Genomic DNA, 23,223 nt, shown 5'->3' on the forward strand with positions numbered 1-23,223 from the left:
TCTCAGTCAGTGAGGATTTGCCCGAGCGTTTCTGCATCGGCGAGAAAAGCCTCCGGATCGTCATTGGCGACGAATTCCAGCATCGCAAATCGCCGCCCGGTCCAGCGCGACGCCGGAAGGGCGGCGAGGATTGTTCGCCAGTCGTCGGCCGCCGACGCCAGGGGAAAGCGGTTGCGCTCTCGATCCCACGCAAAGACATGGACATGGGATACGTGGTGGCCGATCCGGGCGATCTCGGAGAGCGCTTCGTCGAGCGGCAGCCCGGGCCGCGGCTGCCAATAGAGATAGACATTGTCGTGGGCGATCGCCTCGATCAGGCGGCTTGCCGATTCGGTCGTATCCGTCAGAGATTGCGGATGATACTCCAGCGATACGGTCACGTCCTGCCGCGCGGCCTCGGCGCCCATGTCGCGGATCGCATCCGCCGCGGCGCGTCTTTCGCCGGCGCTGTAGTCCTTCGAATCGCGCCGGCGCGTGCCGGGCCAGATGCGGATATTTGTAGCCCCGAGCGCAACCGCGCTTTCAACTGCCCGCATGAATTCGGGCAGATCGTCCGTTGGCGGTGCGACATAGGAGCCGTAGGACGTCTTTAGTCCAGCCCTCTCGCAGAGGTGCCCGACAATCCGGGCGACGGACGTATCCCCGGAAGGAACATGGGCGTCACCTGCCCATTCGATTGCCTTAAGCCGGGCCCGCCTGGCCAGTTCGACGATTCTCTCCGGCGGCAGGCTACGGAAGGTGACGGTGCAGAGCCCTGGCTCGAAATCGCTCATGCCATGCGCTCCAGGTCTTGCTTGCGGATCTCGAACAGCCGTGGACGCCCCTCGAGAAAACGTTCGATCTCGTCGACGGCCATTTCGCCGAGGCGCATCCTTTCGAGGCCGACGGCGCCGGCAATGTGCGGGGTCAGGAAGACGTTCGGCAAATCATAGAGAGGCGACGTGTTTTCCGGCACCTCGGGATGAGTCACGTCGATGATGGCGGTGATCGCGCCCGTCCTGAGTCTGCCGATGAGCGCCGCCTCATCGACGAGCGCCCCCCGCGCCGTGTTGATCAGGGTCGCACCCTCCTTCATCAAATTCAACCGACGGGCGTCGATCATGTGCCTGGTCTCGGGCAATGCGGGGGCATGCAGCGAGACGATGTCCGCGTTCGCGATCAGCGTATCGAGATCGACCTTTTCGACACCCAGGCCGGAAGCGCCCGCTTGGCCGACCAAGGGATCATAAAGGAGCACGCGGTAATCGAACGGGCGAAGCAGGTCGATCACCCGCCTTCCGATCCGTGAGGCGCCAACGATCCCGACTGTCCGCCGATAATTTCCGATCGCTTGTCCCTGGAGGATATGGGTCCGCTGGCGTCCGCGGTCTGCGGCGTAGAGGTCGCGGAAGCGAAAGACTTGCTTGCCCGCGAAAATGATCGCGGCGAGCGTGAACTCGGCGACGGGCACGGCATTCGCCTCGGCCGCATGGCTTACGCTTATGCCTGAATCAAACACAGTACTATCGATCAGGTTCTTGACCGTACCGGCCGCATGGACGATGAGGCGCAGCCGGGGCGCCGATTGAAGCATAGCTGCATCGACGCGCGGGGCGCCCCAGCCGGTCACCAGGATTTCCGTTTCGGCGAGCAAGCGATGTGCCCGGCTGTCACCGAAAACGGTCATTGGCCGCGGATCCAATATGCGAGCGAGACCGTCGATCCGCGCGAAAAGTTCCGGTGTCAGGACGTGTTCCGTCTTTTCGGGCTGCATCGCAAAGGCAATCGCCGGCCGGGTCATGGCATGTGTCCCGGCGCTCGCATGGCGCTGACCGTCACGCCTTGTTCGGTGATGGCGCGTAATTCGGTGATCTCGGGGATGGCGGGCGGAACTTCCCAGTCGCCCGACACGGCCGAGATGTCGCGAACGGCCAGCACGGCGCAGCGGAGAATAGTCTCACCGGCAGGGATCTGGCCCCGTAATTGCGGCACAAAAGTCTTTGCGGTGATGAGATTGGTATTGGGCGGTGCCTTCTGCGCCAGGCCCTGGCGTGCGACCGTCGAGCCGAGGTCGCGGATCCCGCTGAAGTCCTGTTCGCCGACGGCATAGGCCCAACCCGTCTGTGCGGCAAGCGTGTCGGCATCGAAGTCTCGCCCGGCGATGGCAAAGCCGCCTTCGGCAGTTTCAAGCGACCGCGGTGTCACGATCCTGTGCACCCGCACGTGCCAGGGCGAGGCGGGCAGCAACCAGGTTTCGACGATCACGTCCGGCCAGGGCGACCACCGGGAGAAGAGCACATTGCCGGCAAGCTGTGCCGATTCATTGGTCTCGCGCACGCGGTAGTGAATGCCGTCGTCGCTGAAGGCCAGCATCGAATCGAAGGCGCCTCCGGCAAAGGACCGTTCGTCGCTCTCGACGCTGAAGCCATAACGCGTCGAATAGGTAAATTTCGCGTATTTTTCCGAGCCGAACCGCATCTGTCGGTTCTCCTGGCCGGACGAAAGCGCCACGACATCACCCTTCAAGGGCATCATCACCATGCCCGGATGAGGAAGCGCAACCGTGCCTGAGAGCGGTGAAGCGGGCTTCTCGGCCGAAGTCCAGAACGGGTGATCTTTGCCCACTGCCAAGGGCAGGAAGGCCTTGAACGCCCAGTAGGGCGAGCCCGCCGAGTTGTAGTTCTCCGACATCAAGAGGTTCGGATAGCCGTAACCGATCGACAGCACGCCGTCGCGATGGGTGATCGGTTTGTCTGCCCACCATCTGAGGTGGCGGAGGCAAAGCCCCTTGATCTCGCCCCAGGGCAGCGCCTCGAGATCGGCAAAGGCGAGCGCCGACCAGAAGCCGGCGCAAGCGAAGCGATAGGTGAGGCTGCGGCCGAAGGGCAGGGTCGCGCCGTCCTCGGCGAACCAGTGGCGAAAATCCTGAGCGAAGGCGAGGGCGCGCTCACGATACCGCTTGGCGTAGTCGTCCTCGACGAGGCGCGAGTAGATGAGACCATAGAAGTGTATCGCAAAGGGGATGTAATGGTCGACCCGCCGCACATTGCCGTCCCGATACCATCCATCCGCAATGTAGAAGCCGTCGAGCTCGGAGAGATAGGCATTCGTGAGGCTGCGGTCGAATTTGATGCCGAGGCGATCGAGAGCGATGTCGACGAGGATGCGGAAGAACTTCCAATTGTTGTCGGCATAGTCGAATCGTCGCGCATGGAGCAGATAGGTGACGAGGTTGTCCCGCGCCCGGCCGCTCAGCGGATCCCACAGTTTTTCCGGAACCAGGGCGAGGGCGAAGCCGAGGGCGGCGAGTTCGACCATGCGCTGGTCGCGGTTGTTGACCTTGCCCCAGAATTCCGGATGGCCCGGATCGGTACCGTTCGCGATGCCTTCGGCATAGCGCCGCCAATGGAGGAACTCGCCGCCGCCCGCGGCAAACGGCGCAAGGCCCCAAAGAGGTCTGGCGAAGCCTTCGAGATCCGCAGCCGCTCGATCGAAATGGGCGGCGGCAGCGTCGAGGCGAACCCGCGCATTTCCCTTTGAAAAATACGGCAGCAGCGGATCGAAGAGGTCCAGCAGAGCATGCTGCATGTCGCTGCGCGTTTCGAGCGGATTGCCGACGAGCGGGTTGGCACTGGCGGGATCATAGGTCATGGGTGCTGTCTCGCCTCCAGGCTTCCGCCTGCGACGGGGAACACCGCGTGCGACACGTGCCGGGCGGGCGTATCGCGATGATGGAGACGGAAGTGCATCATGCCGGTCGCGTCGCGGCCGAGGGCCACGCGGTCGACTCGCATCGTCGCGAGCCGCGGATTTGCCATTTCCGCGCAAGGCAGATCGTCGAAGCCGACGATGGCGAAATCCTCGGGAACGCGCCGGCCGAGCTCGGTGACCGCTTCGAGCACGCCGACGGCGATAAAGTCGTTCATGCAGAACGCAGCCGTGAAGCCGCTGTCCTCGGCAAGGGCGGCGAGCGTCGCCGCATGCGCCTCGACGCTGGAATTGCCCTCGAAGGGCAGGCGGATGACGCGCCCTTCGCCGCCGTCCGCCGAAGCGATTGCTGCCTCGAAGCCGCGCACCCGTTCACGGATCGTATGCCGATGCGATCCGGTCAGGTGGAGGATGCGACGATGGCCAGCCTCCAGCAATCGCCGGGTAGCCGCATAGGCGCCGTGGAAGTTTGCGGGCGCGATGCCATCGAAACGCATCTGCGGGTCGGTGCCATTGACCAGAATGACGGGCGTGCGGCTTTCTTCGAGCCATTTACAAAGGGCATCAGCGGGGTCGATCCCCACCAGGAAGAGTCCTTCTGCGTTGACGGACTCCAGGTGTTCGCGGACCGCTTCAGGCGTCGCCTTCGCTTCTCTGGCAAGCCGGATATCGAAAGGCATGCCCAATTTGGCTGCCTCGGATCGCAGGCCCTCGACAATCCCCTCGTAAAAGACGCTGAGCCCGCCCGTCACACCATGGCTTGCGATCAGGGCCAAGGCGCCGGGGCTGGTAGCGGGCGCGGCTTTGATCGGATAACCGATCTCGGACGCGACCTGGAGGATCTGCCGGCGGACGTCGTCGCTGATGCCCGGCTCGTTGGCAAGGACGCGCGAGACGGTGGAAACGGAGACTCCGGCTCGGGTCGCAATGTCGGCCTGCCGCAGTCGTTTGGAAGAAGTGTCTGTCATGCCGCAAAGATCGCGCAATCTATGCAAATTTGCAAGCAGTAAACAAAATCTTGCAAAATTCATTTTCTTGCATAAGCTTTCGCAGAATGGCTTCGCCGGGCGCTGGAGGAAGAGCGCGAGGCAGACAACGACAGGAGGAACGGCATGCTACTCAATCGACGCACATTCCTGCTCGGCTCGGCCGGCACGGCCGCCGGCCTTGCGCTCGGCGCTACCTCGGCCGTCGCTGCCGAAAACGTGCAGCTCCGCGCCATGTGGTGGGGATCCAACGATCGCTCGAAGCGGACCTTGAGCGTTGCCAAGCTCTTCCAGGAGAAAAATCCGGACATATCGGTCGTCGGCGAGAGCCTGAGCGGCGACGGATACTGGACGAAGCTCGCGACCCAGATGGCCGGCCGCGCGATCGCGGACGTCTTCCAGCTCGAGCCGAGCACGATTTCCGATTACTCCAAGCGCGGCGCCTGCCTTGCCCTTGATCCGTTTATTCCATCGGCTTTGAACGTGGATTCGTTCGGCAAGGATGTGCTGAAGCTGACGGCGGTGGATGGGAAACTCTGGGGCGTCGGGCTCGGGCTGAATTCCTTCGCACTCTTCTATGACGCCGATGCCTTTGCGAAGGCTGGCATAACCCCTCCCGGGGTCGACACCACCTGGAAGGAATATGCCGACATCGCGACCGAGATGACCAAGGCGGCCGGCAAGAAGAACGTCTGGGGCGGTCCATACGGCGCGCGCTATGCCTATGTCTTCGACGCGTGGCTCAGGCAGCGCGGCAGCAGCCTCTATACCGAAAGCGGCCTCGGCTTCGGCGTAGAGGAAGCGAAAGAGTGGTATGCCTATTGGGAGGACCTGCGGAAACGCGGCGGCACGGTCGGCGCCGACATCCAGACGCTCGATCAGAACACGATCGATACGAACTGCCTTTCGCTCGGCTATTCGGCCATGGGCATGGCCTATTCGAACCAGATGGTCGGCTATCAGCTGATCATGAAGAGCAAGCTCGGCATCGGCATGCTGCCGCGCGCGGAGAAGGGCGGCCCCTCCGGGCACTATTACCGGCCGGCATTGATCTGGAGCATCGGCGCGACCACCAAGCATGGCGAACAGGCCGCGAAGTTCATCAATTTCTTCGTCAACGACCCGGAAGCCGGCAAGATACTCGGCGTCGAGCGCGGCGTGCCGATGTCACCCAAGGTTCGTGAGGCGATCCTGCCGTCGCTCAACCCGACCGAAGCGGAAACGGTGAAATACATCAACGCACTCAAGGACCAGGTGGGGAGCTATCCGGCACCTGCGCCGCTCGGATCGACGGAGTTCGACCAGCGGGTGCTGCGCCCGATCGCCGACGAACTGGCCTTCGAGCGCATTTCGATCGCCGATGCGGCGACGCGTCTGGTAGAGGAGGGCAAGGCGACGGTCCGCGCCGGCTGACGCCTGCCAGCTCATCGTCTCATCGAGTGTTGACGGCGGACGGGCAGGTCGCTCCGGCCGCCGTCCGTCACTGTTCGCCACCGGTTTCCCTCTAGGCGGACAGCCAGTCGTTGAAGGCAAGCGCAGACGGCGTTCCCGTCGAAATAGAAAGCTCGTAGGCTCCGACGATCGGATTGATGCCGGGGCACAAGGCGATCAACTGACCTTCCCGCAATTCCCGCTCGATCAGCGAGGGACTCGCCTGGCCGATGCCGAGGCCGGAGATGCAGGCGTCGATCGATGCCTCGTCCGTGTCGAAGGCGATGCTGCCGCCGCGCGCTTTGAACGGCAACTGCGCCGCACCGCACCAGCGTTGCCACGACCAGGCATCCGCCGTGTCGAGCAGGAGCGGCAGATCAAGGAGATCCTGCGGTTGGACGTGGGGCCCTGAACCACCGGCGAGCAGTGGCGAGCAGACGGCGATCGACCTGTCGAGCAGGAAGGCGGCGGGGAAGTCGGCTTCCATCGTGCCGCGCCTATAGGTGATGACGACATCGGGCACGCCGGTCGCCCCGAGCGCCAGCGACTGGATGCTGAGATCGACATTCGGGTTTTCCTGACGGTACGAGCCGAGCCGCGGAATGAGCCAGCGCCGCGCCAACGTGATTGGCGCCTGTATGACCAGAGTTGCCCGGTCGGGCTGCAGCGCCCGTGTACCGTTTTCGATCGTTGCAAGAGCGGCGCTGACATGTGCCAGATATTGCCGCCCGGACTCCGTCAGCGAGATTGCATTGTGGCCGCGATGGAAGAGTGAGACGCCAAGTGCATCCTCCAGCGACTTGATCTGTCTGCTGATCGCGCCGGGCGTGAGGTTCATCTCGCGGGCCGTGAGCGTCAGGCTGCCGGTGCGCGCGGCGCTCGCGAAGGCCGGCAGGGTTGCGAGCGGAGGCAATTTGAAACGCTGCGTTTGAGAATTTCTCATGCCGGCCTGAAAATCTTTCGCTTGCAATTAAGTTGACTATGACTATCCAGATTTCAGCCCGACAGCAACTGATAACTGGAACTCGCCTGCTTTGAAGCCCGTACAGGAGATCGCGCATTTACTCGACGGACGCTTGCGCCCCACGCGTGCCGCAGGGTCAGATTGCGCGTCACGCAAGCGCAGCCCGTCCGACCAAGCAATCCACTAATTCAAGAATTCCCATCCGGAGTGACCGTTCATGTTCCCGAGCCCCGCCAAAATTAAGAATCGCGCCGTTCTCGGTCGGTTTCTTGCCGCAAGCCTTGCGCTGTCCGCATGTATTGCAAGTCAAGCGCGTGCCGAAGATGCGACCTTCAACGTCATTGACGACCGCGGCGTTGCCGTCTCGGTTCCGGCCAAGCCGAAGCGGATCGCGTCTGTCTCTTATTTTGCCGCGGATGTGGCGCTTGCGCTGGGCATCAAGCCGGTCGCCGCTACCTACATGGTCGAAGGCCGAAGCCCCGATTTCTTCGGCGGCCATCTCGACGCGGTGAAGCAGATCGGTCAACGGGCGACACCCAATCTCGAACTGCTTGCCGAGGCAAAGCCGGACGTAACCGTCGCGATCCGCCGCTATACGGAAGGCAATGCCGACCAGTATCAGAAGATCGCCCCCTATCTTGCCTACAGCCTCGAGCTCTTTGCCGATAGCGACCGGACCATCGGCCAGCTCGCGACCATTCTTGGCGAAACCAAGCGCGGGCAGGAATTGAACGCTCAATTCAAGGCAGATCTGGCGGCCTTCGCTGAAAAGGCGCCGAAGGACAAGCACCCGCGCTTCGTCGTGATGTGGGGCGGCGACACGCCATGGGTTTTCCGTTCAGAAAACATGACGGCCGCGATACTCGTCGCCCTCGGTGCGGAAAACATTGCCGGGCAGAACCCCACCCCGTCGGTTCCGGACAATTGGGGCATGGAGATGAGCCTCGAAACCATGCTGGAAAAGGATCCGGAAGTCATCTTCGTCTATGACTACGGTCCGGATCGTCCGCATGAAAACAACCCCATTTGGCAGCAGCTCTCGGCCGTCAAGAACGGGCGCGTCCACTATGTCGCCGATCACTGGGTCGAGGCGCATGGACCGATTGCCCGCGAGATGGTCCTGCGCGAGGCAGCGCATCTTCTATATCCGGATGTCTTCCCGGCCATCGACGTCAAGGTCGAGGCCCGCAAGATGATCCCTGCGACCGTCAACTGATCAGTCGGCGGCCGCGAAAGTGGCCGTCAAAACGGATATGCCTGCCGTGTCGCTTTCCCGTCCCACCTTCGCCCAGGCGCGCCGCATCGGCGCGCTCGCGATGCCATTGTCCGCCGTACAACTGGCCCAGGTTGCCATTTCCACCACGGACATGATCATGTTGGGCTGGGTGGGCGACACGGCGCTGGCGGCCGGCGCGCTCGGCTTCACTCTGTTCAATCTGCTCCGAACGATGGGCTTCGGCCTCGTCGTCGGCACGTCCAATCTTGTTGCGGAGACGAGCCGCGCCGGCATGTTCCGAGCGCATCTTCTCGCGGGGCTCGCCATCGCGACGGGTGCCGCCGCGATAGGTGCGTTGGTTCTGGCTTTCGGCGGGCTTCTTCTTCCCTGGTTCGGGCAGGACGAGGATGTTGCAGAATTCGCGGCGCGCTACCTTCTCTTCGTGGCGCCGGGGCTGTTCCCCTTGTTCTGGTTCTACGCCTACCGTGGCGTCGTCGTTGGCGGGCGGCGCGCCAATCTGCTGCTTCTGATCACCCTCGGCACGGTTGTGGCAAACGCCGTGCTTGACTACGGTTTCCTGTTCGGCGCATTCGGCTTGCCCCCGCTCGGTGTTCCTGGTGTCGCCGCGTCGAGCTCGATTTCCTATCTGTTGCAATTCGTCGCGATCGCGTCGGTCACCCACGGTACGACGCGTTTCATCCGGGAGAAATCTGCAGCCGAGATCGGATCGGCGTTGAGGCGCATTCTGAAGATCGGCGTGCCAACTGCGGGCTCTTATGCCTCCGAGGCGGGATTCACCACGCTGATCGCCCTCATGGCAGGGACCTACGGGGCGGCCGCGCTCGCGGCGCACGCGGCCGTCAGCCAGGTCATCTATGTCGTTTTCATGCTGTCGATCGGCCTTTCGCACGCCACATCCATCGGGGTTAGCGAGGCGATCGGTGCGCGCGACGGCGCGGCCGCGCTTGGGGCCGGCCGCAGCGGCCTCTGTCTTGGACTTGCGGTGGTTTCGGCCTTTTCGGTCCTGTTACTGCTTTTCCCATCCGATGTATCGGCGCTCTTCTCGATAGCGGCGGAACGCGACGCTGGTCTGCATGAAATCGCAACCGGGCTTGTCTTCGCAGCGGCGCTTTTTCAGATCTTCGATTTCCTGCAGAACATCGGCATCGGCGCGGTGCGAGGCATCGGCCGCGCCGGGCAGGGGTTCTGGATCACCATCGGTAGCTACTGGATCGTTGGAGCCCCGATAGCCTGGCTGGTGGGCTTCCATCTCTACGCGGGCGTGCTCGGCGTCTGGATTGGCATGGGTGCGGGACTGGCCGCGGCAGCCACGGGCATGGTGCTGCTGTTCGAGCGGGGCGTCGCTCCCGCTGCCGTTGCGGAGCCGGCGCGATGAGCCTCTCTTCTCGCTCAGCCTTCTTGACTGTGATCATCTCGGCAGCTGCCTTTGCTGTTGCGGTGCTCGGTCTGCTGATCGGCGCAAAGCCGATGACGCTGGCAGAGGCTTTGACGGCGCTCGCCTCGCCCAACCAGGGAACTGACGGCATCATCGTCTGGACCCTCCGCATGCCGCGCAGCATAGCCGCCTTTCTTGCCGGCGGCGCGCTGGCGGTTTCCGGGTTTCTTCTGCAGTCGATCACCAGGAACCCGCTCGCCGCACCCGACCTGACCGGTGTTTCGTCCGGCGCCGTTGCGGCGATCGTCAGCACTTTCGTCTTCTTGCCGGCCATTTCCTCCTTCTACTATCCGGCAATCGGCATGGCCGGCGGGCTCGCGGCAGCCTCCATGACGGTCTGGGTTGCGCGCGGCGGTCGTGCCTCGGCCCTTCACACGGCGCTCGGAGGCATCACAGTCGCCCTGTTCCTCAACGCGATCACGACCTACGTGCTCCTCAGGGGCGGTCCGCAGTCGCCCTCGGTGCTGTTCTGGCTGTCGGGAGGTTTTCAGGGCAGGTCCTGGCCGCAGATCATGTACATGCTGCCCTGGATAATTTCAGGCCTGGCGGTGGCGCTCGCCAGTCACCGGGTACTCGGCGTGTTGGCGCTCGGAGACGAGGTCGCTGCAGGCATGGGCGTCAATCTCTCGGTCTGGAAGTCGCTCCTGATGCTCGCAGCCATCGGGCTTGTGGCCGGGGTCACACCGGTCGCGGGACCGGTCGCCTTCGTCGGGCTGGCGGCGCCGCATCTCGTAAGGCTCCTGCATCCGAGGGATAGCTTCTGGTCGCTCATGCTCAACATCGCGATCGGCGGCGGCTTGCTCGTGACGGCCGATGTGCTGGCACGCTCGGTTGCGGCCCCACGTGAGATCCCGGTCAGCATATTCACTGCGTTGATCGGCGGTCCGATTTTTATCTATCTGGCGCAGCGCCGTGAGACCTCTATGGGCAGGGGAGCGCTCGCATGACCCTCGCTACCGCCGCCGCTGCAAGGCCTTTCACCGGCAAGCAGATCGCCGGCCTGACCCTCGGAGCAATCGGCCTCATTCTTCTTTCGGTCTTCTTTGGTGTCGTCGACCTGCCCGCGGCGGAGATCATGGCGGTACTGACCGGCCATGGATCTGACCAGGGCAATCTCATCATCGCCACGATCCGCATACCGAGGATCGCAACCGGGATACTCGCGGGCATGCATTTCGCCGTTGCCGGCGTGTTGCTGCAATCGATCACCCGCAATCCGCTTGCAGACCCGACGATCATGGGAATATCGCAGGGTGCGACCCTCGCCGTGACGGTCTTCCTGTTCTTTGCCGTTTACCGTTTGAACTCGGACTCCAACACGCTTTACGCTTTGCCTGTCGGCTGGCTGCCACTTGTAGGATGCGGAGGCGGGCTTTTCGGCGGAGTGCTGATCTATGCCCTGGCACTCGGCAAGGGCTTGAGCGCGTTGCGGCTGACGCTGTGCGGCATTGCGATCGGAGCCTTCCTGCACGCGATCGCCATGGGGATCGTCGTTGGCTGGGGCAGCGCCCGAATAGAGATCGTCATGCAATGGCTTGCGGGCAGTCTCTATGCCCGAGGCTGGGAGCATGTATTGTTTCTCCTGCCATTCACGATCGTCGGATTCCTGGCTCTCCCATTCGTGGTCGGGCCCCTGGCAATGTTACGGTTCGAGGAGGACGCCGCCCGCTCCTTCGGCCTCTCTTACCGCCGGTGGTTCAGCCTCGTGTTGGCAATCGCCAGCATGTTGGCGGCGAGTGCGGTCGGCGCGGTCGGCCCGCTGATCTTCGTCGGGCTCGTGGTGCCGCACCTGGCGCGCTTCGTTGCGGGCCGGCATTTCCATCTCGTCCTGCCGCTTGCCGCCCTTATCGGTGCGGCGCTGGTAACGGCGGCCGATCTTGCCGGGCGCCTGATCGGTGGCCCCGAGGAAATTCCGATCGGCGTCGTCACCGCCTTTGCCGGTGCCCCCATTCTCCTTATCCTGTTGCGACGCCACCAGTGAGGACTGCGATGCTCCTGTCCGCAAGAAAGATCACGGTTCGATATGGCGAGCTGACCGCGCTCAGCGACTTTTCTATCGATGTCGCTCCCGGCGAGATCATCGCGCTCATCGGCCCGAACGGCTCCGGCAAGAGCACGGCGCTCCATGCTCTTGCCGGCCTCAACCGGCCCTCGTCGGGAAGCACTATGATCGAGGGCCGCACCGTCGGCCAGTGGACGAGACGGGAACTGGCGAAAAGATTGTCCTTCCTGCCGCAAGCGCCGCTGTCACCGGAGAGCATGACGGTGGAACAGCTCGCGCGGCAGGGGCGCTTTGCCCATCTGGGTCTCTTCGCCGGCTTCTCCTCCCGGGATCAGCAGGCGGTTTCGTGGGCATTGGAGCAGACGGGGTTGGGTGAGCTTGCCGAGCGGCGGCTCGACGCGCTCTCCGGCGGCGAACGGCAGCGTGCCTGGATCGCCGCGGCGCTGGCCCAGGAAGCGCGGATACTCCTTCTCGATGAGCCGACTTCCTTCCTCGACATCGGTCATCAGGTCGAGGTGCTCGAGCTGCTTTGCCGGCTCGCGCGGGAACGCAAGGTCGCGGTCGTCCTCTCCATTCACGATCTCAACCACGCGATGGCTATCGCCGATCGGATCGTGCTCATGACCGGCGGCGAGATACGCTACAGCGGTGATGCCGTCGCACTTGCGCGCAGCGGGTTGGTCGAAAAGGCCTTCCAGGTCGAAGGTGAATTCATCCTTGCGCCCGCTGACGGTAGCCCGCCTCATTTCCAGGTGCGGATCGCGGCCCGGAATGCGTCAGCCGCGGGCTGCACGAGAGGTTCGGTCGTCCGGCCGGTCAGGCTTGGAGGCGGCTGAGGAACTGGGCGAAGACCATCGTGCCCTCCGGCCACGGCCCGTGGCCGGATTCGGCATTGATGTGCCCCGCATCGCCGGCATCGACGAGAAGCGATCCCCAGGCATTGGCGATGTCGCCCGCCTGCTCGTAGGAGCCGAACGGATCGTTGCGGCTGGCGATCACCAAAGATGGGAACGGCAACGGGTCGCGTGGATATGGTCCGAAGGTCATCAGATGCTTCGGGCGAATATTGGGGTTGGCGACGTCGGGCGGGGCGACAAGAAAGCCGCCGGCGATCTTCTTCTTGCAATGCGGAAGCGCGTGAACGGCTGTGGCGATCCCCAGCGAATGGGCGATGATCACGACCGGTTTCGTTGCGGCATTCACCTCCTCGATCATGCGCGCCACCCAATCGTCGCGCACCGGCTTCGACCATTCTGCCTGCACGACGCGGCGCGCGGTCGACAGTTTGCGCTCCCACCGGCTTTGCCAATGGTCGGGGCCGGAATTGGTATAGCCCGGAACGATCAGGATATGTGCTTCTGAAACCTTCATGATCGCCGCGATTTGGCGACGAAAAGAGCCGAAGTCAAGGCGGAGGCGACAAGGGTTGCATTTTCTGTATAATCCGAGATGGCGGTCGCGGTTCGCACGGCCATTTTTTTCGCCGCCGCTGCGGATCCATGGCTGCTCTGGTTCGTTGAGGAGTGTGAGCCATGACAACCTTCCATGTCCTCTCGGGGGCGAACGACGGTGTCGTTCATCCCGAGATACGAAAGATTGGCATTGCAGATGTGTTCGATGCGCTGCGTCGCGGGTTGGATGACTTCCGCGAGAAGCCGTCGCATTATGTCTTTCTGTGTCTCATTTATCCTGTTGCCGGCCTCGTGCTGATGACCTGGAGCGCGGGCGCGAACATGCTGCCCTTGCTCTATCCGCTCGCATCCGGCTTTGCCCTCATCGGGCCTGTCGCGGCCATCGGTCTCTATGAGATCAGCCGACGCCGCGAACTCGGCATGGACGCCTCCTGGCCGCATGCGCTGCGGCTGCACCGCAACCCGGCAATTCCATCGATCCTGGCGGTGGCGGCCCTATTGTTCGTCATTTTCGTCATCTGGCTCCTGGTCGCCCAGGGCCTTTACATAACGATGTTCGGTGCAGCGCCGCCGAATTCCATCGCCGAATTCTGGAATGGCGTCATCAGTACCGATCAGGGCTGGAACCTGATCCTTATCGGCAATGCGGTCGGGTTCGTTTTTGCGGTGATCGTGCTGTCGATCAGCGTCGTCACCTTCCCGTTGCTCCTCGACAGGGATGTCGGTGCCTTTACGGCAATCGAGACTTCGGTACGGGCGACACTCGCCAATCCGGTGCCGGTCGCCTTGTGGGGGCTCATCATTGCCGGTGGCCTGCTGATCGGGTCGATCCCGGTCTTCGTCGGCTTGGCCGTGATCATGCCGATCTTCGGCCATGCCACCTGGCATCTCTATCGCAAGATGGTGGAGCCAGCCCAGCCGATCCGTTAGACGGTCAACCGCGCGGCCGGCCATGGGTCGGCCGCCGTTTGCCCGGCTATCGGAAGAATTTGTAGTAGGACCTGATTTGCGCGGCCGTGTTCGACGACAGCTTGAGCTTGATGCCGATCTTGTCGCCGCGGCTCCAGCGCACCATACCGGTGAGGAAACCGAGTTCCTCGCTGCGGATCGTCACTTCCTGACCCGTCCTGGCGCCGATATCGAACAGCAGCTGAAAGCAGATGCCCTCGTCGGAAAGATCCTTCACGACGCCGTTGCTTGAGCCCGTCTTGCATGTGACCGTGCCGGTTATCTTCGTGTCAGTGCGGGCGGACACGCGCTGAACGCTCTCCTTGATCGCCATGGCTCCCTCGAAACTATTGTTACGAGGTGCAGATTCCATGCGGGCGCTGAAGGGCCTGCTAAGAAAATTGCCCGCATTTGAAGCAAGCGCTCAAATGCGGGTCAATTCGAAGGCGGCGGTTCAGACCGTACCGAAAACCCGGCGGAAAATCGTATCGACGTGCTTGGTGTGATAGCCGAGATCGAACTTCTCGCGGATATCCTCTTCCGAGAGTGCTGCGCGCACTTCCTGGTCCGCCAGCAGTTCCTCGAGGAAGTCCTTGCCTTCCTCCCACACCTTCATCGCATTGCGCTGAACGAGGCGATAGGCGTCTTCGCGGGACGTGCCGGCCTGGGTGAGGGCGAGCAGCACCCGTTGCGAATGAACGAGCCCGCGGAACTTGTTCATGTTTTTCATCATGTTGTCCGGGTAGACGAGGAGCTTGTCGATAACACCGGTCAGCCGCGCCAGCGCGAAATCGAGGGTCACCGTCGCGTCCGGTCCGATCATCCGTTCGACCGAGGAATGCGAGATATCGCGCTCGTGCCAAAGCGCAACGTTCTCCATTGCCGGAACGGCGAAGGCACGGACCATGCGGGCAAGGCCCGTCAGGTTTTCGGTCAGCACCGGATTGCGCTTGTGCGGCATGGCCGAGGAACCCTTCTGGCCGGGCGAGAAATACTCCTCCGCCTCCAGCACTTCGGTGCGTTGCAGGTGACGGATTTCCGTCGCAAGACGCTCGATCGACGAGGCGATGACCCCGAGCGTGGCGAAGTACATAGCGTGGCGGTCGCGCGGGATCACCTGGGTGGAGACCGGTTCCGGCTTCAGGCCGAGCGCCGCCGCGACATGTTCCTCGACGTGGGGGTCGATGTTGGCGAAGGTGCCGACGGCACCGGAGATCGCGCAGGTGGCGATTTCTTCGCGGGCGGCGATAAGGCGCTCTTTGCAACGGTCGAATTCGGCGTAGGCGAGCGCCAGCTTGATGCCGAAAGTGGTGGGCTCCGCATGGATGCCGTGCGAGCGGCCGATCGTCACCGTGTCCTTGTGTTCGAAGGCGCGGCGCTTCAGCGCCTCGAGCAGCCGGTCGAGATCGGCAAGCAGGAGATCCGTGGCGCGGACGAGCTGCACGTTGAAGCAGGTATCGAGCACATCCGACGACGTCATGCCCTGGTGCACGAAGCGGCTGTCCGGCCCAACGAATTCGGCAAGATGGGTGAGGAATGCTATGACGTCGTGCTTGGTGACCGCCTCGATCTCGTCGATGCGTGCCACATCGAACTTCGCCGCACCGCCCTTTTCCCAGATGGTCTTGGCCGCTTCCTTGGGGATCACGCCGATTTCGGCGAGAGCGTCGCAAGCGTGCGCCTCGATCTCGAACCAGATGCGGAACTTCGTTTCAGGCGACCAGATGGCCACCATTTCCGGCCGGGAGTAACGGGGGATCATGGGCTCTAGCTTTCATCGTCAGTGGAGGATGGCTGTGCCTCTATCAAAGATGGGACGGAAGCTCAACGCTATTGCGGACGCGCCAGCCGCAAGCTCGCCAACAGCAGGGCGACGGCCCCGACGGGCAGGTATAGCCTGATCCCCAGCACCAGGAACTGGTAGTAGGCGGAGAGCGACGTGAACAGCGCCTGATGGAACCAGACGCGCGAGCCTGCTTCCGCATGCCACTGGGAATAGAAGAGCCGGTAATCGAGAGCGAAGAACAGCGCCGTCACGCCGATGGTGCCCGCGATCAGGCAAAGAAGATAGGCCGCAAAGCGTGTTTCGACGGCGCGACCTTGTGCGATAGATCGACCCGCGAAAAGCGAAAGCGGCCAGGCGACGAGGCCGCCCAGGGCATAGAGCAGCAGGATGCTTTCGAGGTGGAATGTGGCGTCATGCTCACGCAGCCAGAGCGCACACCAGGCGGAAAACGCCATCGCCAGCCCCCAGGCAGGACCACCTATGAAAGCTTCACGCCACGACGGTACGGCACGAAGGAAGCGCACTCGTGTCGCGTGATGCGTGGGTGCGAAGCCTTTCGGATGGGCGGCGGGCTCCTTTTTCATCGTCCAGGCCAGATCGGCATGGCGATCCAGCGCCCGTCGGTCGTGCCTTCGAAACCGAGCGATTTGACCAGGACCATGACGATGTGCACCTGCGTGCCGTCATCGTTGACGTGGGTCACCACGCCGCCGATGCGGTAGCCCGTCGGGCAGTGGCGGCTTTCCGGAATGCGGGCATCATCCTGCAGCACCTCGGATACCGGCTGTCCGGCCTTCTCCGTCATGACGAGGCGGAAGCCCTTGACGGTTTTCAGGAGATCCTTGCACATGCCTTCCGCTTCGAAGCTCTTTTCTTCGAGATCGACTTCGTAGGTTTTTCGAAACGGCGGGTCGGCTGGAAAGGAATCGTATCTCAGCCTGTGGTCGGCCGCGTCAGGCTCCGTGACGGGATTGTAGGCGGCAAGCAGCCCTGGCGTATCGAGAAGACGGTAGGCGTCGATCAGCGGTTCTGCCCGCCGGCGTGCGTCGCGGCGAGCCTTGGGAAGGGCACCGCCATCCTCCTCGACACGGGCGCGCACCGGCGCGCCGGGCAGGAAGGTATCGGTGCGCGTGTCGAGGACGTAAATCGCTGAATAGGGAAAGCCGGATCCATCCTGAATGCCATATTCCTCGAAGGCGAAGACCTTGCCGTCCGAAGAAAAGCCGATCGGCTGAAAACTGGCATAGTCGCCCGCGACGGCGGGCGGCGCGGCAATCGCCGTTGCGATCAGGACTGCAGTCGCGATCGCCGCCCGCGCGTTCATCAGCGCGCCTTCTCGGCCGGTGCGCGGATCGCCTCGATGGCGGTGCGGTAGGCGTCGACCGAGCCCCCCTTGAAAACGGCCGAGCCGGCGACCAGCACGTTGGCGCCAGCGCCCGCGACGACGCCGGAGGTTTCGTGCGTGATGCCGCCATCCACTTCGATCTCGATCGGCCGGTTGCCGACCATTGCCTTGATGCGACGGATCTTCTCTTCCATGGCGGCGATGAATTTCTGGCCGCCGAAGCCCGGATTGACGGTCATCACCAAAATGAGATCGACCGTGTCCAGCACATATTCGAGTGCGTTTTCGGGCGTCGCAGGATTGAGCGAGACGCCGGCCTTCTTGCCGAGTGCCTTCACGGTCTGCAACGAGCGGTGCAGATGCGGACCCGCTTCGGCATGGACGGTCAGGATATCGCAACCGGCCTTGGCGAAGGCTTCGAGGAAGGGATCGGCCGGCGCGATCATCAGGTGGCAATCGAACGTCGCGTCGGTGTAGGAGCGCAGCGACTTGATGACATCGGGACCGAAGGTAATGTTCGGCACGAAATGGCCGTCCATGACGTCGAGGTGGATCCAATCGGCACCGGCATCCACGACATCGCGGACCTCCTGGCCGAGTTTGGAGAAATTGGCCGCCAGGATCGATGGGGCAATGCGAATAGGGTGGTTCATGAACAGCCTCCGGTCTTTCCCGCGCCCATAGCATTCCGCGACCGTGCGAACAACATGCGAGGGCGACCCTCGGTTATCCTGGCAATGCCGACCAAGCGGGCTTGAGGTCTCCCGCGGCCACGGCGGCATCGTGGACGCCACGCGCGATTGCCCGCGCCATCGTCGCCGCCGCGGCGGCGCTGAGGTCTATGAAATCTTCGAGCCGGAGTGTCTTGCCGCTGGCGCCCGTCGAGAGGGCAAAGACAAGATCGCCGTCGAGCGGTGTATGGGACGGCCACAGCGCTCGGGAAAATCCGTCATGGGCGGCGATCGCCAGGCGTTTCGCCTCGGCTTTCGAAAGAACCGCGTCGGTGGCGACAACGGCGATGGTCGTGTTGGCGGCTGCTGCGTCCGGCTCGCGGAACTTGAGCCGCGGGCGTGCCGCATCCGCCGGCCAGGGAGACGGCATCCCGACCCCGCCGAACTCGTCATCCACTTCAAAGGGCGCGGCCCAAAAATGGCGCGTGTCGCCGATGGTTGCCGAGCCGAGCGCGTTGACGGCGACGAGTGCGCCGACGGTGACGCCGTTTGCGAGGATCGTCGATGCGGAACCGAGGCCGCCCTTGAAAGTTGCCGTGAGTGCGCCGGTTCCGGCCCCGGCGCTGCCGGTTGCGAAGGTCTCTGCCGCGGCACGCGCCGCGTCATAACCGAGGTCGCGATAGGGCGAAAACTGCCCCCAATCCTTGTCGCCGCCATTCATCAGATCGAAGAGGATTGCCGCAGGAACGATCGGGATACGATGCGGGCCGACGGGAAAGCCGCGGCCGATTTCGCGAAGTGCCGCCTGCACGCCGGACGCCGCGTCGAGGCCGAAGGCGGAGCCGCCCGATAATACGAGCGCGTCCACGGTCTGGACCGTGTTGTGCGGCGCGAGGAGGTCGGTCTCGCGCGTACCCGGCGCGCCGCCCAGAACCTGTACCGCGGCGGTAGCCGGCGGATCGCAAAGCACCGTCGTGACGCCGGATTTAAGCCGGTGATCCTCCGCGTTTCCGACCAGGATTCCCGCGACATCGGTGATCAGATTGTTCGGCCCCTTGCGCATCACTGCGCCTTGCCTGCATCGGCGGTGGGCACGAAGCGGCCGTCCTGCCATTGCATCAGCCGATACGGGCTTTCGGCCCGTTCATGCGCGCTATTGAAGCCAACGGGGCCGAGGACGGTCCCATAGCGACCCTTCAAAAGAGCGTCCAGGATATCTTTTTCATCCTTCTCGGCCTGATCTTTTGCCTGCTCCAGCAGCGACAGGGCTGCAAAGGCCGGGAGAACGTAGCCGTCCGGCTCGATGCCGGCGGCACGCATTGCCGTGACGACCGGCGCGGCCTCACTCGACCGGGCCGGATCGGGAATAGTGACGGCGAGCACGCCGTTCTCGAGCGGCACGTCAAGATCTGCAGCGTTCAGCGTATCGCCGCCAAGCAGCGTTATCGGAATATTCTCCGACTTGGCATCGCGCGCAATGACGGCGGTATCGTTGCGGTCGCCGCCGGTGAACACATGCGTTGCACCGCTCTTCGCCAGGCGTCGAACGAGTCTGACCTGCTGTTCCTGCGACGGGCGGTACGTATCCGTGAAGACGGGGGTAATGCCGATCTCGGCAAGGGCGGTGCGCACGCTTTCAACGAGCTCGCGGCTATGGATCGTTCCGTCGTCGATGAGCGCAAGCGGCTTGTCCCTCCAGTGCGTCACGATGGCATCGGTGATCGCCGCGGCCTCGGCCTTGCCGCTCGGCGCCAGGCGATAGAGCGGCCATTTCTTCTTGAGGGCGTCCTCCATGAGGATATCCGAGCGCACGCTCAGCGTAATGGCGGGAATGCCCGCTTCGGCAAGGGCCGGCAGCGCCGCTTCCAGGCTCTCGGTGCACAGGAAGCCGATTGCAGCCTCGGCGCCGCTGGCAAGTAGCGCCTTCGTCAGGGCCTCGCCGCCGGCGGGGTCGCAGCTTTCCGCGATGGGAATGATTTCGCTTCCCCGATCCCCGGCCTGGAACGCGGCGCCATCGGTGATCTGTTTTCCGAGCGCGACAAAGGGACCGTCAGCGGGAGCGACGACGGCAACCTTCAGTCCGGCGGCAAGCGCAGGGGTGGACAGCGCCAGTCCGGCGGCAAAAAGGGTCGTACCAATCGAATTCAGCATGTTTTTTTCCGCTATCGCCCGCCATGTTTTAAGGAAGTGGGACAACTCGTCAAAGGAAAAGATAGGGGTGGAAGCGGCGATCACCCCGTCTGCGTCATCGGGCTGCGCGCATCGGCAAGAATCTCGGTCGGCCTAGTTTCATATTCTCGGCGACAGTTTATGTATGTGCGAGATACCGATCCGGAGCGTGATGTGTTGGAGAAGACCCGGCTGGACCCGATAACCTACCGCGACACGATGAGCCGCTTGTCGCATCACGTGCAGTTGATCACTGCGGCGGATGGCGCCGAACGGCGTGGCGTGACCATTACCGCCGCTTGTTCGGTCTCGGACGATCCGCCGACGATCCTCGCCTGCCTCAATGCTGCAAATCCTCGTAACGACATCTTCTCCCGCAGCGGCGGCTTCGCGTTGAACGTTCTGGGTGGCCACCACCTCGCTTTGGCGCACGCCTTCTCCGGACGCGACCAGCTCGATATGGAGCGCCGGTTTGCGCTCGGCCGCTGGACGCAGCTGACGACGGGGGCCCCCATTCTCGTCGATGCGACTGCCGCCTTCGATTGCCGACTGATCGAAGTCAAGATTATGGCCACCCACGCGATCCTCTTCGGCGAAGTCGTCGATGTGCGAATCGGCGAAAAGGCGGCGCCGCTTGTCTATGTGGACCGGGGCTACCGCACGCTGTGAGTTCGCTGTTTCACTGAGCTGCGTAGAACCGGGCCGGCGCCCATCTCCTGAAGGACCGACGCGATGGACAATGCTGCAATCGAGGAAATGTTCGAGACACTGGGGTTGATCACCATTCGCCGCATGTTCGGCGGCAAGGGCATCTATTGCGAGGGGATCATTCTCGCGCTCGAGGTCGACGGGGAGATCCTTCTGAAGGGCGACGCCGAATCGGCTTCGGAACTCGAGGAGGCGGGCGCGAGGCAATGGGCTTATGACGGCAAGGGAAAGCCGGTGAAAATGCCCTATTGGAGCATTCCTGAGGCAGCCTACGATGATCCGGATGAAATGGCCCGCTGGGTGAAGTTGGCTTTCGCGGCGGCGCGCAGAGCGAAAAAGTGAGTGCGCCGGTCGCTTGGATCTAGACGAGCGCGCGCACGGCATCCGCCGCGAAGCGGGACAATGGCTGGGGCAGGGCGGAAAGATCGAACCAGCCTATGTCGGAAAGCTTGTCCGGTTCGGTGAGGTGCGGTTCGCCGGTAAAGTCATCGGTCGCATAGATCAGCGAGATCCAGTGCTGGCGATCGGCCTCGATCATCTGCTCGCTGATGCAAAGAAAGCGCGTCGAATGGATCGAGAGGCCGCTTTCCTCTTCCGCTTCACGGCGCGCGGCATCCTCCGCACGCTCCATGTGGTCGACCTTGCCGCCGACGATACTCCAGTGGCCCGCCTCCGGCGCCTTCAGCCGGCGGCACAACAGGATTTTGCCGTCCCGCAGGATCGCGAGACCGCAGCCGAGGCCCGGAAAATCGATGCCGGGGAAAGCCATGGACGGGCTATCAGGCCTTGCCGGCGATTAGCATGAAGGCGGGGATTTCATCGCCGAAGCCGACCGGCGTCGGGCCATCGTCATAGTCGCGGCGATTGCGGTTGCGGCGGTCGCGATTGTCGTCATTTGCGGCGTTCTGCGCCCGACCCGGGCGATCGTTGCGGCTCGAATGCCCCTGCTTGCTCTCGGCGCTACGTTCCGGTTTCACCACTTCCGCCCTTTCCGCGACTGGTTCGAATTCGGCCACATTATCGAGACGGGCGGTATCGGATTTATGATCGCCACGCACGCGGCCAGAACGTTCCACATCTTTTTTGCGGTCCTTGCGGCCATCGCGGCCGCGTTCGCGCCGTCCATCGTGGCTTTCCATCGGCTCGGGCAATTGGGAAAGATCGCCGCTCAGCCATTCGACTTTCTGGCCGATCAGCTTCTCGATGGCGTCGGAGAACTTCGTGTCGCGCTTCGTCACGATGGTGAAGGAGGCGCCGGAGCGCCCGGCGCGGCCGGTACGGCCGATGCGGTGGACATAGTCTTCCGCATGGATCGGAACATCGAAATTGAAGACGTGGCTGACGTCCGGAATGTCGAGGCCGCGCGCCGCGACGTCCGAGGCAACCAGCAGCTTGATGTTGCCGTCCTTGAAATTGGCCAGCATGGCCATGCGCGAGCGCTGGTCCATGTCACCGTGCAGGGCGCCGACCGAAAAGCCATGGCGGTCGAGCGAGCGGAAGAGCTCGGCGACGTCCTTCTTGCGGTTGCAGAAGATGATCGCGTTCTTGAGTTCGTCCTGGGCGCGGATGAGATCCCGCAATACGGTGCGCTTCTCGTAGTCCTTGGCGTGAGCGGCAACGAACCGCTGCGTTACGGTGCTTGCCGTCGAGGCGGGGCGGGCAACTTCAACCCGTTCGGGATTCTGCAGGAAACGGTCGGCAAGCTTCTGGATTTCCGGCGGCATCGTCGCCGAGAAGAACAGCGTCTGCCGGGTGAAGGGGATGAGTTTCGCGATCCGTTCGATATCCGGGATGAATCCCATGTCGAGCATGCGATCGGCCTCGTCGATGACAAGGATCTCCACACCGCTCATCAGTAGTTTGCCGCGCTCGAAATGATCGAGCAGGCGTCCGGGGGTGCAGATCAGAACGTCGGCGCCGCGCTCGAGCTTGCGGTCCTGCTCGTCGAAGGAGACGCCGCCGATTAAAAGCGCAATGTTGAGCTTGTGATTCTTGCCGTACTTGTCGAAGTTCTCTGCGACCTGCGCGGCGAGCTCACGGGTCGGCTCCAGGATCAGGGTGCGCGGCATGCGTGCACGCGCGCGTCCTTTTTCCAGAAGTGTCAACATCGGCAGAACGAAAGATGCCGTCTTGCCAGTGCCGGTTTGCGCGATGCCTAGGATGTCGCGACGCTGCAGGGCCGGCGGAACGGCACCCGCTTGGATCGGTGTCGGCGTTGAATAGCCCGCGTCGGCAACTGCGGAGAGAACTTTTTGGCTCAGGCCAAGGTCAGCAAAATTGGTCAAAGGGGAAACTGTTTCCGTTCCGGTTCAATAGAACACTGATCGATGGAAATCACCATCTGTCGCGGCGCTCTTAAGACGAAAGGCGCCGAAAGTCAAGAAATCCAGGACGTTGACGCTTCGGACGGTAAATAGATGCGATTCTTTTGCTTTTGTTGTC

At 63.0% G+C, this 23,223-nt stretch carries 24 protein-coding genes; 9 read left to right on the forward strand and 15 right to left on the reverse strand.

The window, feature by feature from the left end; all coding sequences use genetic code 11:
• Positions 1-2: 2 nt before the first annotated feature.
• From RHIBR816_RS0127285 to RHIBR816_RS0127300, 4 genes are read right to left on the reverse strand one after another with little or no spacing between them, the layout of a single operon-like run.
• The gene (locus RHIBR816_RS0127285) at positions 3-773 is read right to left on the reverse strand and encodes a sugar phosphate isomerase/epimerase (protein WP_018239753.1); all 771 of its coding nucleotides are present in this window, start codon (positions 771-773) and stop codon (positions 3-5) included.
• Positions 770-1,780, reverse strand: a complete 1,011-nt coding sequence (locus RHIBR816_RS0127290) for a hydroxyacid dehydrogenase (protein ID WP_018239754.1) — start codon at positions 1,778-1,780, stop codon at positions 770-772. The genes RHIBR816_RS0127285 and RHIBR816_RS0127290 overlap by 4 nt, the downstream gene beginning before the upstream one ends.
• Positions 1,777-3,630: a DUF2264 domain-containing protein gene (locus tag RHIBR816_RS0127295; RefSeq protein WP_018239755.1), complete on the reverse strand. Its 1,854-nt coding sequence runs from the start codon at positions 3,628-3,630 to the stop codon at positions 1,777-1,779. Before RHIBR816_RS0127295 ends, RHIBR816_RS0127290 begins: the two co-directional genes overlap by 4 nt.
• Complete coding sequence (locus tag RHIBR816_RS0127300) at positions 3,627-4,655, reverse strand: LacI family DNA-binding transcriptional regulator (RefSeq protein ID WP_026187480.1); 1,029 nt, start codon at positions 4,653-4,655, stop codon at positions 3,627-3,629. The genes RHIBR816_RS0127295 and RHIBR816_RS0127300 overlap by 4 nt, the downstream gene beginning before the upstream one ends.
• 144 nt (positions 4,656-4,799) lie before the next feature.
• Between RHIBR816_RS0127300 and RHIBR816_RS0127305 the strand changes: the two genes are divergently transcribed.
• Positions 4,800-6,086, forward strand: a complete 1,287-nt coding sequence (locus tag RHIBR816_RS0127305; RefSeq protein WP_018239757.1) for an ABC transporter substrate-binding protein — start codon at positions 4,800-4,802, stop codon at positions 6,084-6,086.
• 91 nt (positions 6,087-6,177) lie between these two features.
• On the opposite strand, the gene RHIBR816_RS0127310 is transcribed toward RHIBR816_RS0127305, so the two are convergent.
• On the reverse strand, positions 6,178-7,047 hold the full coding sequence (locus RHIBR816_RS0127310) for a LysR substrate-binding domain-containing protein (protein ID WP_034815769.1): 870 nt from the start codon (positions 7,045-7,047) through the stop codon (positions 6,178-6,180).
• A gap of 238 nt (positions 7,048-7,285) precedes the next feature.
• Between RHIBR816_RS0127310 and RHIBR816_RS0127315 the strand changes: the two genes are divergently transcribed.
• Genes RHIBR816_RS0127315 through RHIBR816_RS0127335 form a run of 5 tightly spaced genes read left to right on the forward strand, consistent with a single transcriptional unit; the run spans position 7,286 to position 12,578 of the window.
• Positions 7,286-8,284, forward strand: coding sequence for an ABC transporter substrate-binding protein (locus tag RHIBR816_RS0127315; protein ID WP_018239759.1), 999 nt, complete (start codon positions 7,286-7,288; stop codon positions 8,282-8,284).
• 37 nt (positions 8,285-8,321) lie between these two features.
• Positions 8,322-9,680, forward strand: coding sequence for an MATE family efflux transporter (locus RHIBR816_RS0127320; RefSeq protein ID WP_018239760.1), 1,359 nt, complete (start codon positions 8,322-8,324; stop codon positions 9,678-9,680).
• Positions 9,677-10,687: an iron ABC transporter permease gene (locus RHIBR816_RS0127325; RefSeq protein ID WP_018239761.1), complete on the forward strand. Its 1,011-nt coding sequence runs from the start codon at positions 9,677-9,679 to the stop codon at positions 10,685-10,687. The genes RHIBR816_RS0127320 and RHIBR816_RS0127325 overlap by 4 nt, the downstream gene beginning before the upstream one ends.
• On the forward strand, positions 10,684-11,721 hold the full coding sequence (locus RHIBR816_RS0127330) for an iron ABC transporter permease (protein ID WP_018239762.1): 1,038 nt from the start codon (positions 10,684-10,686) through the stop codon (positions 11,719-11,721). The genes RHIBR816_RS0127325 and RHIBR816_RS0127330 overlap by 4 nt, the downstream gene beginning before the upstream one ends.
• A gap of 8 nt (positions 11,722-11,729) precedes the next feature.
• On the forward strand, positions 11,730-12,578 hold the full coding sequence (locus RHIBR816_RS0127335) for an ABC transporter ATP-binding protein (RefSeq protein WP_018239763.1): 849 nt from the start codon (positions 11,730-11,732) through the stop codon (positions 12,576-12,578).
• Here the strand turns inward: RHIBR816_RS0127335 and RHIBR816_RS0127340 are convergent.
• A complete protein-coding gene (locus RHIBR816_RS0127340) occupies positions 12,559-13,113 on the reverse strand; it encodes an alpha/beta hydrolase (RefSeq protein WP_018239764.1) in 555 nt (184 codons plus the stop codon). The two genes, RHIBR816_RS0127335 and RHIBR816_RS0127340, sit on opposite strands and share 20 nt — an antisense overlap.
• 161 nt (positions 13,114-13,274) lie before the next feature.
• On the opposite strand from RHIBR816_RS0127340, the gene RHIBR816_RS0127350 reads away from it, so the two are divergent.
• Positions 13,275-14,084 (forward strand): DUF2189 domain-containing protein, encoded by an 810-nt coding sequence (locus RHIBR816_RS0127350; RefSeq protein WP_018239766.1) that lies wholly within the window; start codon positions 13,275-13,277, stop codon positions 14,082-14,084.
• Between the two features lie 46 nt (positions 14,085-14,130).
• Here the strand turns inward: RHIBR816_RS0127350 and RHIBR816_RS0127355 are convergent, their stop codons facing one another.
• The 7 genes from RHIBR816_RS0127355 to RHIBR816_RS0127385 all read right to left on the reverse strand — a co-directional run bounded on the left by RHIBR816_RS0127355 (position 14,131) and on the right by RHIBR816_RS0127385 (position 20,055).
• Positions 14,131-14,436 (reverse strand): PilZ domain-containing protein, encoded by a 306-nt coding sequence (locus RHIBR816_RS0127355; RefSeq protein ID WP_018239767.1) that lies wholly within the window; start codon positions 14,434-14,436, stop codon positions 14,131-14,133.
• 120 nt (positions 14,437-14,556) lie between these two features.
• A complete protein-coding gene (gene purB, locus RHIBR816_RS0127360) occupies positions 14,557-15,864 on the reverse strand; it encodes an adenylosuccinate lyase (RefSeq protein WP_018239768.1) in 1,308 nt (435 codons plus the stop codon).
• A 68-nt stretch (positions 15,865-15,932) separates the two neighbouring features.
• Positions 15,933-16,472: a hypothetical protein gene (locus RHIBR816_RS0127365; protein WP_245262665.1), complete on the reverse strand. Its 540-nt coding sequence runs from the start codon at positions 16,470-16,472 to the stop codon at positions 15,933-15,935.
• On the reverse strand, positions 16,469-17,212 hold the full coding sequence (locus RHIBR816_RS0127370) for a DUF2259 domain-containing protein (protein WP_018239770.1): 744 nt from the start codon (positions 17,210-17,212) through the stop codon (positions 16,469-16,471). Before RHIBR816_RS0127370 ends, RHIBR816_RS0127365 begins: the two co-directional genes overlap by 4 nt.
• Positions 17,212-17,886: a ribulose-phosphate 3-epimerase gene (gene rpe, locus RHIBR816_RS0127375; protein WP_018239771.1), complete on the reverse strand. Its 675-nt coding sequence runs from the start codon at positions 17,884-17,886 to the stop codon at positions 17,212-17,214. Before rpe ends, RHIBR816_RS0127370 begins: the two co-directional genes overlap by 1 nt.
• Positions 17,887-17,959: 73 nt before the next feature.
• Positions 17,960-18,970, reverse strand: a complete 1,011-nt coding sequence (locus tag RHIBR816_RS0127380; RefSeq protein WP_026187482.1) for a P1 family peptidase — start codon at positions 18,968-18,970, stop codon at positions 17,960-17,962.
• The gene (locus RHIBR816_RS0127385) at positions 18,967-20,055 is read right to left on the reverse strand and encodes a branched-chain amino acid ABC transporter substrate-binding protein (RefSeq protein WP_018239773.1); all 1,089 of its coding nucleotides are present in this window, start codon (positions 20,053-20,055) and stop codon (positions 18,967-18,969) included. The genes RHIBR816_RS0127380 and RHIBR816_RS0127385 overlap by 4 nt, the downstream gene beginning before the upstream one ends.
• Positions 20,056-20,214: 159 nt before the next feature.
• Between RHIBR816_RS0127385 and RHIBR816_RS0127390 the strand changes: the two genes are divergently transcribed.
• On the forward strand, positions 20,215-20,742 hold the full coding sequence (locus RHIBR816_RS0127390) for a flavin reductase family protein (RefSeq protein WP_018239774.1): 528 nt from the start codon (positions 20,215-20,217) through the stop codon (positions 20,740-20,742).
• A 63-nt stretch (positions 20,743-20,805) separates the two neighbouring features.
• Positions 20,806-21,123 (forward strand): TfoX/Sxy family protein, encoded by a 318-nt coding sequence (locus RHIBR816_RS0127395; RefSeq protein ID WP_018239775.1) that lies wholly within the window; start codon positions 20,806-20,808, stop codon positions 21,121-21,123.
• 19 nt (positions 21,124-21,142) lie between these two features.
• Here RHIBR816_RS0127395 and RHIBR816_RS0127400 read toward each other — a convergent pair whose 3' ends face one another.
• Positions 21,143-21,550 (reverse strand): NUDIX domain-containing protein, encoded by a 408-nt coding sequence (locus tag RHIBR816_RS0127400; protein WP_018239776.1) that lies wholly within the window; start codon positions 21,548-21,550, stop codon positions 21,143-21,145.
• Between the two features lie 10 nt (positions 21,551-21,560).
• Positions 21,561-23,066, reverse strand: coding sequence for a DEAD/DEAH box helicase (locus tag RHIBR816_RS0127405; protein WP_018239777.1), 1,506 nt, complete (start codon positions 23,064-23,066; stop codon positions 21,561-21,563).
• Positions 23,067-23,223 lie beyond the last annotated feature (157 nt).

Source organism: Ensifer sp. BR816 (assembly GCF_000378985.1).
Classification (GTDB): domain Bacteria; phylum Pseudomonadota; class Alphaproteobacteria; order Rhizobiales; family Rhizobiaceae; genus Sinorhizobium.

Bases quoted from the DNA above. Each gene is read 5' to 3' on its own strand.
- RHIBR816_RS0127285 (WP_018239753.1), bottom strand. From the start codon at position 773: ATGAGCGATTTCGAGCCAGGGCTCTGCACCGTCACCTTCCGTAGCCTG.
- RHIBR816_RS0127290 (WP_018239754.1), bottom strand. From the start codon at position 1,780: ATGACCCGGCCGGCGATTGCCTTTGCGATGCAGCCCGAAAAGACGGAA.
- RHIBR816_RS0127295 (WP_018239755.1), bottom strand. From the start codon at position 3,630: ATGACCTATGATCCCGCCAGTGCCAACCCGCTCGTCGGCAATCCGCTC.
- RHIBR816_RS0127300 (WP_026187480.1), bottom strand. From the start codon at position 4,655: ATGACAGACACTTCTTCCAAACGACTGCGGCAGGCCGACATTGCGACC.
- RHIBR816_RS0127305 (WP_018239757.1), top strand. From the start codon at position 4,800: ATGCTACTCAATCGACGCACATTCCTGCTCGGCTCGGCCGGCACGGCC.
- RHIBR816_RS0127310 (WP_034815769.1), bottom strand. From the start codon at position 7,047: ATGAGAAATTCTCAAACGCAGCGTTTCAAATTGCCTCCGCTCGCAACC.
- RHIBR816_RS0127315 (WP_018239759.1), top strand. From the start codon at position 7,286: ATGTTCCCGAGCCCCGCCAAAATTAAGAATCGCGCCGTTCTCGGTCGG.
- RHIBR816_RS0127320 (WP_018239760.1), top strand. From the start codon at position 8,322: ATGCCTGCCGTGTCGCTTTCCCGTCCCACCTTCGCCCAGGCGCGCCGC.
- RHIBR816_RS0127325 (WP_018239761.1), top strand. From the start codon at position 9,677: ATGAGCCTCTCTTCTCGCTCAGCCTTCTTGACTGTGATCATCTCGGCA.
- RHIBR816_RS0127330 (WP_018239762.1), top strand. From the start codon at position 10,684: ATGACCCTCGCTACCGCCGCCGCTGCAAGGCCTTTCACCGGCAAGCAG.
- RHIBR816_RS0127335 (WP_018239763.1), top strand. From the start codon at position 11,730: ATGCTCCTGTCCGCAAGAAAGATCACGGTTCGATATGGCGAGCTGACC.
- RHIBR816_RS0127340 (WP_018239764.1), bottom strand. From the start codon at position 13,113: ATGAAGGTTTCAGAAGCACATATCCTGATCGTTCCGGGCTATACCAAT.
- RHIBR816_RS0127350 (WP_018239766.1), top strand. From the start codon at position 13,275: ATGACAACCTTCCATGTCCTCTCGGGGGCGAACGACGGTGTCGTTCAT.
- RHIBR816_RS0127355 (WP_018239767.1), bottom strand. From the start codon at position 14,436: ATGGCGATCAAGGAGAGCGTTCAGCGCGTGTCCGCCCGCACTGACACG.
- purB (WP_018239768.1), bottom strand. From the start codon at position 15,864: ATGATCCCCCGTTACTCCCGGCCGGAAATGGTGGCCATCTGGTCGCCT.
- RHIBR816_RS0127365 (WP_245262665.1), bottom strand. From the start codon at position 16,472: ATGAAAAAGGAGCCCGCCGCCCATCCGAAAGGCTTCGCACCCACGCAT.
- RHIBR816_RS0127370 (WP_018239770.1), bottom strand. From the start codon at position 17,212: ATGAACGCGCGGGCGGCGATCGCGACTGCAGTCCTGATCGCAACGGCG.
- rpe (WP_018239771.1), bottom strand. From the start codon at position 17,886: ATGAACCACCCTATTCGCATTGCCCCATCGATCCTGGCGGCCAATTTC.
- RHIBR816_RS0127385 (WP_018239773.1), bottom strand. From the start codon at position 20,055: ATGCTGAATTCGATTGGTACGACCCTTTTTGCCGCCGGACTGGCGCTG.
- RHIBR816_RS0127390 (WP_018239774.1), top strand. From the start codon at position 20,215: ATGTATGTGCGAGATACCGATCCGGAGCGTGATGTGTTGGAGAAGACC.
- RHIBR816_RS0127395 (WP_018239775.1), top strand. From the start codon at position 20,806: ATGGACAATGCTGCAATCGAGGAAATGTTCGAGACACTGGGGTTGATC.
- RHIBR816_RS0127400 (WP_018239776.1), bottom strand. From the start codon at position 21,550: ATGGCTTTCCCCGGCATCGATTTTCCGGGCCTCGGCTGCGGTCTCGCG.